11 protein-coding genes are annotated in these 13,299 nt (G+C 39.1%); 8 read left to right on the top strand and 3 right to left on the bottom strand.

Translation table 11 applies throughout. The annotated features are described in order from the left end of the window. Positions 1-4 precede the first annotated feature (4 nt). The 6 genes from AC07UV_RS11295 to AC07UV_RS11320 all read left to right on the top strand — a co-directional run bounded on the left by AC07UV_RS11295 (position 5) and on the right by AC07UV_RS11320 (position 6,005). Positions 5-1,324: an MFS transporter gene (locus AC07UV_RS11295; protein ID WP_495183810.1), complete on the top strand. Its 1,320-nt coding sequence runs from the start codon at positions 5-7 to the stop codon at positions 1,322-1,324. Next, positions 1,321-2,061 (top strand): hypothetical protein, encoded by a 741-nt coding sequence (locus AC07UV_RS11300; protein WP_495183811.1) that lies wholly within the window; start codon positions 1,321-1,323, stop codon positions 2,059-2,061. Before AC07UV_RS11295 ends, AC07UV_RS11300 begins: the two co-directional genes overlap by 4 nt. Positions 2,062-2,166: 105 nt before the next feature. Next, positions 2,167-3,090 (top strand): carbohydrate kinase family protein, encoded by a 924-nt coding sequence (locus tag AC07UV_RS11305; RefSeq protein ID WP_495183812.1) that lies wholly within the window; start codon positions 2,167-2,169, stop codon positions 3,088-3,090. A gap of 57 nt (positions 3,091-3,147) precedes the next feature. Beyond that, positions 3,148-4,164 carry a threonine aldolase family protein gene (locus AC07UV_RS11310; RefSeq protein WP_495183813.1) on the top strand — a complete coding sequence of 339 codons (1,017 nt, stop codon included), beginning with the start codon at positions 3,148-3,150 and terminating at the stop codon, positions 4,162-4,164. Between the two features lie 861 nt (positions 4,165-5,025). Next, a complete protein-coding gene (locus AC07UV_RS11315; protein WP_495183814.1) occupies positions 5,026-5,247 on the top strand; it encodes a hypothetical protein in 222 nt (73 codons plus the stop codon). A gap of 119 nt (positions 5,248-5,366) precedes the next feature. Continuing rightward, positions 5,367-6,005 carry a porin family protein gene (locus AC07UV_RS11320; protein WP_495183815.1) on the top strand — a complete coding sequence of 213 codons (639 nt, stop codon included), beginning with the start codon at positions 5,367-5,369 and terminating at the stop codon, positions 6,003-6,005. An 89-nt stretch (positions 6,006-6,094) separates the two neighbouring features. Here the strand turns inward: AC07UV_RS11320 and AC07UV_RS11325 are convergent, their stop codons facing one another. The 3 genes from AC07UV_RS11325 to AC07UV_RS11335 form a co-directional block, all read right to left on the bottom strand. Next, positions 6,095-6,781 carry a LytR/AlgR family response regulator transcription factor gene (locus tag AC07UV_RS11325; RefSeq protein ID WP_495183816.1) on the bottom strand — a complete coding sequence of 229 codons (687 nt, stop codon included), beginning with the start codon at positions 6,779-6,781 and terminating at the stop codon, positions 6,095-6,097. 173 nt (positions 6,782-6,954) lie between these two features. Continuing rightward, complete coding sequence (locus tag AC07UV_RS11330; protein ID WP_495183817.1) at positions 6,955-9,291, bottom strand: mechanosensitive ion channel family protein; 2,337 nt, start codon at positions 9,289-9,291, stop codon at positions 6,955-6,957. Between the two features lie 41 nt (positions 9,292-9,332). Next, positions 9,333-10,037, bottom strand: a complete 705-nt coding sequence (locus tag AC07UV_RS11335; protein WP_495183818.1) for a LytR/AlgR family response regulator transcription factor — start codon at positions 10,035-10,037, stop codon at positions 9,333-9,335. Between the two features lie 755 nt (positions 10,038-10,792). Between AC07UV_RS11335 and AC07UV_RS11340 the strand changes: the two genes are divergently transcribed. Continuing rightward, complete coding sequence (locus AC07UV_RS11340) at positions 10,793-12,547, top strand: hypothetical protein (protein ID WP_495183819.1); 1,755 nt, start codon at positions 10,793-10,795, stop codon at positions 12,545-12,547. Positions 12,548-12,630: 83 nt separating this feature from the next. Continuing rightward, positions 12,631-13,041 carry a hypothetical protein gene (locus AC07UV_RS11345; protein ID WP_495183820.1) on the top strand — a complete coding sequence of 137 codons (411 nt, stop codon included), beginning with the start codon at positions 12,631-12,633 and terminating at the stop codon, positions 13,039-13,041. Positions 13,042-13,299: the final 258 nt, after the last annotated feature.

A 13,299-nucleotide genomic window follows, 5' to 3' on the forward strand; every position in this document is an offset into this window, starting at 1 on the left:
AATTATGATCACAAGTATGCGTCGCGCTATATTTCCATTTGCGACAGTCACATTTATTTATTTTATTGTCGGATTTCTGACAACAGTCAACGAGCAACTGCAGGCACCCTTAAAATTTACTTTTTTGGCTGAAGCGGGTGCGTGGAAGAATACGTTTACAACGCTTATTTCCTTTTTTTTCTTTTTGGGTTATTTGCTCAATGGTACCTTAGCGAGTAAGTGGGTAAATCGGGTAGGGTATAAGCAGACCATCCTGCGGGGACTGCTATTTATGATTGTAGGGCTTGTTATGTACCTCTGTTCATCCTGGATTGGTTATCAGCATGCTGACCTGCAGTTTCAGCTTGGGACAGCAATCATTCCCTATGGCTTTCTGGTTTTTGTATTGGGTTCTTATCTGATGGGTACCTCGGCTGCGGTTATCCAGGTGGTTGTCAATCCCTATGTTGCCTCTTATGATCTGCCGGGTACCCAAGCTGTACAGCGACTGAATATAACAACGGCGGTTAATTCCATAGGGACTACTTCCGCTCCCTTTTTTGTGACTGCGATCATGTTCGGAGGTGTTTCAATTACTCAGGTAAACATCAGTCAACTATTGCTTCCGCTCTGCGTTTTGATAGTTTGTGTCTTGGTCGTAACACTTCTGACCAAAAAGCTTCACTTGCCCGATATCGCCCACACGCGGGCTTTTGACGGTGAAAAGCTAACGCGGAGCATCTGGTCTTTTCGGCATTTTGCCCTAGGAGTCGCGGCCATATTTTTCTATGTAGGGACAGAGGTGGCCATAGGTGCCAACATTAACCTGTACGCCTTTGAACTGATGGAGTCAGGACATCCGATTACATTTTTTGGAAAGACGGATATTATGATCGGTGGGATGGATCTGGGGATACATGCATTGTTATCCACGCTCTATTGGGGTGGTTTTCTGGTTGGAAGGGCCGTTTCAAGCTTTTTTCGCAACATTTCTGCAAAGACCCAGCTGACGGTAACGACAATTCTTGCCAGCCTGTTGGCTGTAATAGCCATGCTGACACAAAATTTGTGGTTTTTGGTTGCCATAGGCCTCTTGCATTCTTCCATGTGGAGCTGTATCTATTCCCTCTCGATCCGCGGATTGAATAAATACACCTCAAAAGCTTCGGGGGTATTTATCTCAGCAGTCTTCGGGGGAGCGGTTTTTACACTGGTTCAGGGTGGTTTGGCTGATTTGATGGGCTCCTGGCGATGGACTTGGCTGCTGACAGTAGGCTGTGAATTGCTGATGTTGGCCTATGCCCTATTTGGATCACGTATACGTTCACAAGATCGCTTGTCATGATGGGGCATAATGTACGGTTGCTGCTGCTGTGTTGCTGCTGCATGCAAGTCCTTTTATTATATGGCCAGGAGATCCATTCTTCCTTACAGCTACGCAATAATCATCTCTGGCGTGGGATGGAAGTGGCAGCAGGTTTGATTTATACCGGTGATATACAGCTGCGCTATAAGGATGTTTATGGCGGCTTTTGGGTTGGTGGAAGTGCGGACGGCTCTTATAAGGAATTTAATAATTTTGTAGGTTATCGGAAGAAGCGTCTACAGGTGGAGTTGTGGGATATATTTAATTATTCGCCGGATGCCGCTTACAATAACAAGGAGTTTTTCAACTATAAAGCCCGTGAGACAGGACGATTCCTGGATTTTCGTTCAAATTACACCTTGAGCGATCAGTTGCCTTTGAAGCTGAGCTGGAACACCGTGTTGTTTGGGCGAGACAGAAATGTGGCCAATACACAAAATAAGTATTCTTCTTTTGTCGCTGCGGAGTATCCCATATATAAAAATGAGCAGATTACGTTGCAGGGAAGAATTGGCTACAGCTTTGCATTGAATCCCGCTGTGGGTGAGCGGGCGAATTTCTTCTCCCACAAGGCCGGTATCAATGAAATCAGTCTCCTTGTTGAGCGAAATCTTAACATTGCAGATTATCGTATTCCCTTGGGATTGTGGGGGATGTGGAATCCGGTCGATAACCGCGCTGCGCTGCAACTTTCGTTGCAGGTTTATTCCTTTTAAAAATTTGAGCTAAATGGCTGGATAAAAAATGGTATTTTAAAAGGAAATTGGGAACGATAAGAAATCATAAATAACGGATAAGATAAAACAATAAAAAACAGGATCATGCAACAGCATAAAACTAAAATTGTTTGTTTTGGGGAGGTCCTTTGGGATATTTTTCCTCCGAACAGCAGAAGGCTTGGTGGAGCACCATTTAATGTGGTCTATCATCTTTTTCGCATGGGCATCGACGTCTCCATGATCAGTAGTGTAGGCGATGATTCATTGGGGCGTGAATTGCTCGAAAAAATTAGGCATTGGAATATCTCCACCGCCGGAATACAGTGCAGTAGCACCTATCCGACAAGTACGGTGATCGCTGCCATAGATCAAAACAATGACGCACAATACGAGATTGTATCCGAGGTCGCCTGGGATTATATTGACTGCAGGGAACAGGATCAAAAACTGATAGAAACCGCTGATGCATTGGTGTTCGGAACGCTGGCCACACGAAATAAGGTATCCCGAGATACGCTATTTCAATTGTTGGAGTCCAGTACCTATAACGTCTTTGATATTAATTTGCGTCCACCTTTCTATGATAAACAGGTGATCAGGGACTTGCTTTATAAGACACAGCTGGCCAAATTCAACAAAGCCGAACTGCTGATGGTATTGGATTTTATGGGAAAGGAATACCGTGATGAACGGGACAGTATCAGCTATCTTCAGGATAGTTTTGCAATCCCCGAAATCATTGTGTCAAAAGGCAGTAAAGGGGCCTTATATGCTAAAGAAGGGGACTTTTATTTGTACCCTACCGTACCGGTGACCGTGAAAGATACCGTTGGAAGCGGTGATTCTTTTCTAGCCGGATTTCTATCCCAAAGATTTGATCATGAGGCAAATACTACGGTGATTATGCAGCAAGCCGTTGCGTTGGGTGCTTTTATAACAGCACAAGAAGGTGCCTGTCCTGAATATACCCGCGAAGATTTTATGACTTTCCGTGATCGACAGCCTATCAGGCCACTTGACTGCTGATGAGGAATACACATCAGGTTTGCGCGAATATTATTGAATCATTTTAATTAAATAACGATGAAAGTAGATTTAAGAAGTGACACCGTCACCCTTCCCACAAGAGAAATGATGGCAGCTATGCAAGCCGCCTCTTTAGGGGATGATGTCTATGGTGAAGACCCGACGGTGAACGCACTTGAACATAAAGTGGCCGCCCTATTTGGTATGGAAGCGGCTTTGTTTTGTCCTACGGGGACCATGACCAATCAGCTGGCCATACGGGTGCATACGCAACCCGGTGAAGAGGTGATCTGTGACAAACTGTCCCATATTTATCTTTACGAAGGTGGAGGGATAGCGCTCAATGCTTTTGCTTCTGTACGTACATTGGACGGCGATTTGGGAAGGCTGACAGCAAAACAGGTGGAAGCAGCAATTAATAATCCGGAGGATATTCATCAGCCATTAAGCAGATTGGTGTCGTTGGAAAATACCGTCAACAAAGGTGGTGGTAGTATCTATGATTTTGAAGAAATAAAAAGAATAAAAGCGGTATGTACAGCAAATGGCTTAATCCTTCATTTGGATGGAGCACGCTTATTTAATGCATTGGTCGAAACGGAACAGTCCCCAAAAGATTACGGGCAGGTTTTTGATAGCATATCCATTTGTCTGTCCAAAGGTTTGGGATGTCCTGTCGGATCGCTGTTGATCGGAACAAATGAGCTGATAAAGAGAGCGAAAAGATTTAGAAAAGTAATGGGCGGAGGTTGGCGCCAGGCCGGTGGATTAGCCGCAGCAGGGATTTATGCATTAGACCATCAGGTCGATCGGCTCAAAGATGATCATCGGCGGGCAAAAGCAATTGGGAGTCTACTACAAAATAACACAAAGATTAAAAGCGTCTATCCTGTAACAACAAATATTGTGATTGCGGAGCTAAACGAAGGGATGGATTCCATTGCCTTTGTTTCACAATTAAAAGAACGCGGTATTTTAGCGGTTTCATTTGGGAAACAGCTTGTTCGTTTTGTTACTCATCTGGATGTTACAGATCAGGATGTCATATTTTTGGAACAGCAACTGAATTTTTAGAAGACAGGAGACTGTTTTGTTTGCGAAACTATTGGGTTACTTATAGGTGTAGTGGATTACTTTTGATATAGGAAAATATATTTTTAGTATAGTATTGTTTTTAGCTTATCACATAAATGATACTTTTGAGAACCTTTAGATAGGTTTATAGTTAGATTTGGATCACTAGGTAGATGATTAGATCAAAATCGGGCGTATTGCTTGCAATACGCCTTTTTTTAATAGCTAAAAAATCTGAGGAGAATGCCTGGTAAGTAAGTGCTTTAACCCTATAAATCATCTAAAGATTTAGTTTATACTTGCCAGAAAATTTGTTCAGTAAGAGACGGTTGTCTTTATTAATGAAAGGTACAGCGAATCGTTTTGTTGTCGTGATAACTGAACAGATTAAAGTAGCTAATCGGTTTAACTGAGATTGGAGAAGAAAATAGCTTTTATCTAGAAAATTCCTAGCTTGGTATAGTATAATCCTTTAAAGATCTAATCATAGCTAATTTCGATTAACCTTAGTAAAGGTTTCATGTAAATAAAGATTTGTAATCTAATGGTGGGGCATGCTATACTTAGCATGCCTTATCTTTTTTAGCCGATATATGTTGTGCTGGTGCTAATCGAAAAATTGATTTCTTACTAATAGATTCCACGATAGTCTCTTTAATCATCTTGCAAATACGAAATGCTTTAAGTTTAGTCTAGTAAAATAAAGCTTTGGTATAGTATAATCTTTTGCAGGACAGTGTGCATATTAATTTTGACTCATTGATTCTGCAGACTTATTATAGCATAATAAGACGAAGATGAAATTATTGGTTTTTGTTAGGCACAATGATGGTTACAACCCTCAAATTTGAATAGGAAATCATGGAAAGAAAAATTAGAAATCGTTATTCCAGACACACGAAAGAAAACGTGGTCAATGAGTTAGTTAATGGTGAGCTCTGGCTGGAAGAAGCTATGGTGAAATATCAGATCCACGATAGCCGGACAGTTGTTGCCTGGCTACGGAAGTATATACGGGAGAAAAAGAAAAATCAGGATCGGTATATTTTGGACAATCATAAGGGGAGTAGCAATATAGGCTGATATATTATTTAAAATATATATTCGTGAAATTTAGCGAAAAAAAGATTTCGTAGTAATGCGGAATCTTTTATGGTTCAATATTGTATTTTTTAAATAATAAAACTAAGTAAAAAAATAAAATGATTAAAAGACTTCTATTGTCAACAGTAATTTTAACAGCTGGGCTTGCTGCATCAGCACAACAATTTGGCTATGGTATCAGAGGTGGTGTCAGTATACCATCTTATAGCAGTGGTAGTAATAGTAGTAAATCGACCGTTAACTTTCATGTGACCGGCTATCTGGATGCTCCCATCGCAAGTAACTTTTCGATCCAGCCGGGGATATCTTTGCAGGGAAAAGGGGCCAAATTTGCTGAGGTATCGCTCGGAAATTCAGATTATGAATTGAAGCAAAATACGATGTGGCTGGAAATTCCGGTCAATTTAGTGGGTAAATTTCCTGTAGGCGGTGTTGGTCATTTTTTTCTTGGCGCTGGTCCTTACGTCAGTTTTGGATTGAGTGGGAAAAATAAACTGGATCGCAATAATAGTGATGGAAATACAAACCTTGTTGATTTGGATTTTGATTTCGGAAGTGACAAAACGCTGAAAGGAACAGACTTTGGACTCAATTTTATGACGGGATATCAGTTTTCTAACGGATTTTTAATCCATGGTGGATATGGCCTTGGATTGACCAATATTGCCGGCAGGCAAAATTTATCGGGCGATATCAAAAATCGTGTATGGACTGTGGGGATTGGATTTGGAATCTAAAATCTTTTCTTCTTGATCAGAAATACATGTTTATTAAATAAGTGGTTTTGTTTGGGAAATCCTGCAGTGATGCAGGATTTTTTTGTATTTTATTTTAATTCTATAATCAAGTTGTTTCTATAGACCTGTCCAATTTTAAATTTTTGGCTATTGAGAATAAGAATATTGTTGTTATATGCGGTAATATGCTCTTTGTTGACCACTGTACTTTTATTTATTTTAATAAATTGAGGGTGCGGTAATTTTTCAAGGATTGTTTTAAGGTTCGCCTGCGAAAAAATTTGCTGGGAAATGGTATAGATGATTACAAAGTTTTTGTGCGCTTCGATATAGAGAATCTCGCGGAAAAAGATCTTAATAGGGTGTTTGTCACCTTCTTCTATTAGGTGGTCAGGTAGATTTTCGGCTGCTTTTTTCAGCAGACCGATGCGGCGGGAGAATGCTCTTTCAATGGCATCCAAAAATCGCTCTTGTGGTATGGGCTTGAGCAGATAATCTACCGCATTTAGCTCATAGCTTTCCAGTGCATATTGTGGATAGGCACTGACAAAAATGAGTAAAGCCTTATCCCGCACGATTTTGGCGAGCTCAAGTATCGCAAATGCAGGCATTTTAATGTCCAAGAAGACCAGTTCAATCTTTTTTTTGACAATATGCGTTGTGATATCCGCAGGATCTATTGCTGACTTGACCAGTTCTAGCTGCGGATGTGCATATATATAATCTTCAATCGCCAACCTTGCTCGAGGTTCCTCATCAATAACGATACATCTCATGTTCAATCTACTATGGATATTGTACTATTCCTAACACGCTTTAAAGACTAAAAATAGCCCTGGTCGTAAAATTAGCAGTAATCATACAATGTTGGACTTCTTCGTGCTAATTTTCGTATAGAAAAAATATTGAAATGGTAAAAAATAATCGAATATATCATGTATTAACACGATTAAATTGTTATTTCTGTTCCATGATTACCAAAATATTGGTACAGATTTAACCGTGTTGTACTGAGCACTTCATCCGTTCGGTAGATGCTGCACCAGAATCTGATCAATACACCATAACTTTCTTTTGCCAGTGCATTATAGTAGATCTGGCAGGGTTTTGACTGATCTACTAATAGATTATCCTTTACCGCTTGTCGGATGAGCTGATTGATCTGTTCAGTGGACAGTTCACCTTTTATAGTCAGTGTAATCTCAACCTGCTTTCTGTTGTCGGTATAAGTCCAGTTTGTAATATTTTGAGAAAGCAAATTGCTGTTTGGGATAATAATTTCGGAACCGTTTGACGCATTGATTTTGGTCGTTCGCAGATCCATCGACTTGACTCGACCGGCTTGAGAACTTAATTCAATAATATCCCCAATTTGGATGGATCTGTCAAATATAAGGATTACACCAGATACAAAATTGCTGACGATTCCTTGTAGTCCCAGTCCCACACCGACGCCAAGTGCGCCAATAATAATACTTATTCGATCCAATGGCATTCCTGAGGCCAGCACGGCTAATAAATAGGCTCCGATGACTACAACCAATCGGATAATCAGTAATCTGGAATGCTGTTTTTTGTTTAGATTGTCTTCATCCTCATCATCTATTTCGCCAAAGAAATAGGCAACATATTTTTGTAGGAGATGAGCCAGCCATATAAGCGTGAAAAATAATAGAATATTATCCAAGCTAAAAGTAAAATTGCCAATATGGAGGGGATAGTGTAATAGGGCACTTAAGCTGTTTTCAATACCTGACCAGAGATTAAGGCTAGCGGTGGTTACAACGATCCAAATATAGATGGCTACAACTATAAATGGTGTTTTGAGATTGCTTGTTAAGCTCTCTTGGTCAAAGATTTTGAAAAGCCCGCGTTGCACACGAATGCGATAGATCTGGAGCAAAATAATTTCAATGATGATTTTTATTAGTACACGAAGTGCAATTACCTGAGTAAGTGCGATTGTCGCAGTGAGGCTAATATTATGTGCGAGAGACATTCTTCCGAAAATATTAAAAAGAATAGACGCGCTGCAGAGGAAAATAAAGATATAACCTGCTTTTCGAAAAAAAAGAGAATTAAAAAGCGTGTTGCCTGTATCCTTGAGCTGTTTGATAATAAAATAGATAGCAGCGACATTAATTGCTATAAATATATAACGTTCTATTAAACTGATAGGGACAAATAAATTGATAAAGCTAAATACCGTAAATAAAACAATTAGAAATATCCAGGTGTGATGATTGTTTCGTTGCCAACCTTTTTGAAGAAAATAGATGCTCAATAATAGCACGAAATAAAGTAATGTTGTGAATACAGCGGGTGCATATAAATTGGAAAGGAGAATAATATAAATCCCAATGAGGAGTATGGGTAAAGCAACAGCTCGGTTGAGAAATTTGAAATTGAGTTTTTCGAGGTTCTCAAAATAGCCTTTTTTTCGGATATAATTTAGGTTTCCCTTAACGTATAGTACGAGTGCTAACATCAAGAATGTGAATAAGATAAGTCCGCCTCGGATATGATTAAAATAGTACAGATTGACCGTTTTTTCCACTGTTGTCACTTCTTTCAGACCAAGCGACGGCTGATTACTTTTGGTAGCGATTTCAGAATTCCATAACGATGGATATTCTGTTTTAATAAGTGCAATCTTCATTTTTTGGAGACGGTCTTCGACAGTCTGCAAAGCATAGAAAATAGCAGTTTCGTTTTCTAGTATTTCTCTTTTCTTTTCGGTAAGGAGTTTCGCATTTTCACTCAGTAAGGTTGCTGTCTTTTTATAGCGTGTGCTGAGTTCTGCCAATTCTTTCTTGAATTGCTTTTGGCGTAGTGTATCCTTTGTTAGTATGTTTATCATTTTGTCCTTGCTCAAGGCGACTAAACGCTGTTGTATGGCATTTTGTGTACTGTCTTGCCGATCTATAATATCACATTGTTTAGCAATACGTGTTTTTAATTGTTCGAGTACCGTGAGATACATCTGCTGATTCCGGACATTGAGATGGGGAGATTGCACACTTTTTAAGATGATCTGAAGATCTTGAACCGCGTCTTTGATATCGCTAAAGGTTAAAAATACATCTACTGTAAATTCAGCGTCAATAGATGCGGTCTGTAATACTTCACCGACCTTCTCAATGGCCAATAAATAATCACCATCATTATCTTCTACAGAAAGTAGCTGCGTTTTTTCTTGCGACTTCGCCTGTGGCTTTTGTGCAAAAACTGTTGATAATGAAAACAGATAAAGAATGGTGTATACGAAGATATGTTTCTGTAACATATGAAACAATTTTAAAGAATTACTTTTTGAAAATGACAAGCCTATAGTATCTGGCTGAGTTGTAGTATAATATTATCGCAATAAATCTTGCCGATTTTGAATTGCATATTGTCGATCATCACCGCCTTGTTATTATATGAATTAACATGCTTCTTATTGACAATAATACTTTTGTTTATCCGTATAAACTGATCCTGTGGGAGTTTATTATGGAAAGTCTTGAGGTTGATCCAGGAGATAAACTGTTGAGTGGTCGAATAGACAATCACATAATCCTTCAATGCTTCAATGTAAATAATATCTTTGAGCAATACTTTAAAATTATTCCGTTCAGCTCTGATCATTACATACGCCTGTTGATCGCCATAGGTGCCGGATTTTTTATCCTCTAAGGCATGGTATTGTAAAAAGGCTCTTTCGATTGCATCCATGAAGCGACTTTCCACCACCGGTTTGAGTAAATAGTCCACCGCATTTAACTCATAACTCTTGAGTGCATATTGGGAGTAGGCTGTAATAAAAATAAAAAGCGTTTTATGACGGATCATATCCGCAAAGTCCAAACCGGACAATGCCGGCATTTCAATATCCAGGAAAACAAGATCTATTTTTTCTCGGGTAATGAAATTTGAGATCCCAATCGGGCTTTTAAAGGACCCGATCAATTTGAGCTGCGGATGGGCATTGACCAATATCTCCATGCCTAATCTTGCCAGCGGCTCGTCGTCAACAATGATACATCTCATTTCTCTTTTTTATTTTATAATAAACTAGTCTCTATAAAGTCACAGCTATTCTTCATAGGAACTGTTGAAAAATCTGGCGTAAAGATAAGGCTATTAATTCATTGTTCGGTTTGCGATACACTTGTTTCGTCTAGTAAAAACAGTGTAATGTATAGAATATTTTATCCCGCTGTCCGAGAAATACTTTTTAACGTATATTTTTCTTATCTAATTAAATGTGTATCCATTTTTTCTTACAACAAAACACAATAGGATATGTTTTGGCCTGCGATGTTTTTTCTGAGACGCATGATATCGTATTTAGTTTTTTTTGATTTTGTATAGAAAAAATAGTGGTTGGTCTAGAAAATCCCCTGATAGGTTTGGTTAGCGATACTTTTGGCATCGATCACTAACAAGAACAAGAACAAGCAGGTCAATGAAGTTATACAAGTAAGATTAATGGATAGAATAAGCAACACACTTGGCTGATCTATTTTTCATATGACCTTACCTGAGAAAGATAAAAGTGCGAACTGATCAGGTATAATAAAATAAATGCTAAAAAATCATGAAAAAAGAAGTAAAAAAAGTAGAAAAAATGAAGTACTGCTCTCCATCACTAACCGTAAATTGCTTGGTTATGGAATATTCCATCGCGGCGGGTTCAGCAACGGTCAATACAAACGAGCCCAATATTACCGACTGGACAGATCAGGGGACTGTTGGCGATGGTGTTTCAGAATTTTAAGTGTTACCAAACAAAGTAAGTAAAAATGAAAAGTAATTTTAAAAGATTAGCACAATTATGTTTGGCTCTGGGTGGAATGTCAATTGCCTTTAGTGCTTGTTCTTCTAAGGATAAGGAAGAAATTATACTTAATTCAACCGGAACTACACTCTCTGTGCGTGTTGCTGGCATTGCCTTCGCTTCGGAGATTGCACTGAAAGGATCAAGTAAGGGAAGGGTTGCCAATGATCTATCTCAGGCTGTTATTGCCGAAGAGAAGATGATATCTTTTGATGGATTTGACGCCATGGTGAGCATGGGAAAACAAAGTGATCCGGAAAGTGAAACTATTACAAAGGGAACCGCCGGTGCAGGTCCTGCAGCCTTAGCTTCTATGGCAAGTACAACAGGAATGGCCAGTGGCATCCAGTATAGACTGCTTATCTATGACGCAGCCGATGTAGATCATACGGGGGCTCCCATTGCAAATGTGGTTCTTACTTCGGGTGCTTCAAATACAGCTCCAATTGAGATAGATGCGAATAAAACATACAATTGGTATGCTTTTTCAACCAATGCTGCCGGAAATGTACCTGATGTAAAGAATGGTCTGGTCAACAAGGAGGAATTGAAAAATAAGGATGTACTTTGGGCGAATGGCTCGTTTAAAAGCAATTCAGGGAGTAATAATTTAGCTATTACATTTAAACGAAATACCACACGGATTCAGGTTGAAATTAACAGTCTAGGGGCGTTTGGTACAATTGAAGGTGCTCCCCAAATGGATTTAATGGCTGGAACCAGCAGTATATTGAAACATGGCGATTTAAATATATTTGATGGAGAATATAACAATGTTACCTCTTATACCGCTTCCACAGCGGTGGTAAAACCAACAAATTACACCGTATATGGCTACAGTCTGTATACGATAGACAATACGACCAAGGTTGAAGCCAATGCATTAAATCTAAAGCTCGGCGGTTTCCGTATACTAAAAAAAGATTATGGAACAGTTTCAAATACCAATAATAATAACAATAATTCATTTGTCAATTACAATGCTTCAACTGCAGCGATCAAAAATACGAGTGATATCACGTTTTTAAGAGGAACTACCTATAAAATACCCGTGAAATTGGTGGAATCTGCCGTTAATGTTGCTGGAGTAAAATGGGGAAGAAGCAATTTAAAAGCATTCGATACGCGCATCAATGGGTATTTCTATCCATTTTCTTTTATGGCTGATCCACTAAATAATGTGGATAGGAATCAAGCTGTCGGTACTTACTATTTTCCTTCCATCGATCACGATGTGTGTAGAGATGTATATCCTAAAGGAACATGGCGCATGCCGACCAAAGAAGAGTTTAATAAATTAAGAGCACTCATTGGGGAACAGGTTTTTTCCCCCAATACACGTCCGAATGTAAACCCAGTTGGTATGGGTAATGGCTTTTTAGCGTTGCAATATGCCGATGCAAATACGGTAATCAATACCGGCTATCCTAAACATGCGCAAAAGCTAACAATTCCATTAGCCGGATACAACAATCTAGAGCCGAATGACAATGGCCGGCAAAGCGGTTATAATATTACTTTGAATATTCCGAAAGGCCCTATGATCTCGGGTTATTGGACGATAGACAATTTAGCTACTTGGCCGGCAGGAAATGGTGCACAGCAATTTTATACTTCTGGCGATTATACGTATACTGGCGGTGGGAATGGGCCAGCCATATTATGGGGTGAGAATAACTATACGCGGGTTGCTGAGTCTATACGCTGTGTACGAAACTAAGGAATCAGAAAACCGATCTTTTGGCGTAGATCTATAGTACTTACCAATCGATTTTAAGTAAATATTTATACATTAATAGAAAAATGAAAAAACGACTATTAGCAGCTTTGCTTGGAACCATAGGGTTAGTCTTATTTTTTTCCTGTGAGAAGGATGATAACGATGGAGTTGATAACACCTCCTATTTTGCAAATATGAATAGCGGGCAGTGGAGCTCGATGAGTGGAATTGCATATTATGATGTTGCAGTAGATGATTTAACCCAATACTACTTACAAGAAGGCTTTGTTTCCACGGCAATTAGTTTTGACGGTGAAGCAAGTTATCAGATTTTGCCAGCTACTTTTGAAGGTATTTCCTATTCTGTGGAGTATGCGCCTGGACGTGTAACAGTATATGCAGAAAATGCGACTTCGCGAAATCGTCTGGATAATATTCCGCAGGGGAAATTAAAGATCATTTTATCTGATGTCGATTATGCGAATGACCTTTAATGCAATAAACTATACTAGAAGCCTCAGCCGAGGCTTCTAGTGTTTTATATGTCTTTCCTGTTTAAGTATTTGTTTTTTCAGATGGCGACGTTTGAGCTCGATCAACAGTTATCCTTATTAGCCAAAGGTTTTCTCTTCATAATAATATTTATTTAACACCATTTACTAACGATGATTGCGATGCGATCAATGCAGGCGCTAAGCATTTTTTGACGCTATTTTAAGTACTTTTCCGTCTAAAATTTAATAATAATTTTT

This window comes from Sphingobacterium sp. GW821-FHT03E03 (assembly GCF_059420745.1).

Excerpts from the sequence above, each read along its gene's own strand:
- AC07UV_RS11295 (WP_495183810.1), top strand. The coding sequence starts at position 5 with ATGATCACAAGTATGCGTCGCGCTATATTTCCATTTGCGACAGTCACA.
- AC07UV_RS11335 (WP_495183818.1), bottom strand. The coding sequence starts at position 10,037 with ATGAGATGTATCATTGTTGACGACGAGCCGCTGGCAAGATTAGGCATG.
- AC07UV_RS11340 (WP_495183819.1), top strand. The coding sequence starts at position 10,793 with ATGAAAAGTAATTTTAAAAGATTAGCACAATTATGTTTGGCTCTGGGT.
- AC07UV_RS11310 (WP_495183813.1), top strand. The coding sequence starts at position 3,148 with ATGAAAGTAGATTTAAGAAGTGACACCGTCACCCTTCCCACAAGAGAA.
- AC07UV_RS11315 (WP_495183814.1), top strand. The coding sequence starts at position 5,026 with ATGGAAAGAAAAATTAGAAATCGTTATTCCAGACACACGAAAGAAAAC.
- AC07UV_RS11320 (WP_495183815.1), top strand. The coding sequence starts at position 5,367 with ATGATTAAAAGACTTCTATTGTCAACAGTAATTTTAACAGCTGGGCTT.
- AC07UV_RS11300 (WP_495183811.1), top strand. The coding sequence starts at position 1,321 with ATGATGGGGCATAATGTACGGTTGCTGCTGCTGTGTTGCTGCTGCATG.
- AC07UV_RS11330 (WP_495183817.1), bottom strand. The coding sequence starts at position 9,291 with ATGTTACAGAAACATATCTTCGTATACACCATTCTTTATCTGTTTTCA.
- AC07UV_RS11325 (WP_495183816.1), bottom strand. The coding sequence starts at position 6,781 with ATGAGATGTATCGTTATTGATGAGGAACCTCGAGCAAGGTTGGCGATT.
- AC07UV_RS11305 (WP_495183812.1), top strand. The coding sequence starts at position 2,167 with ATGCAACAGCATAAAACTAAAATTGTTTGTTTTGGGGAGGTCCTTTGG.
- AC07UV_RS11345 (WP_495183820.1), top strand. The coding sequence starts at position 12,631 with ATGAAAAAACGACTATTAGCAGCTTTGCTTGGAACCATAGGGTTAGTC.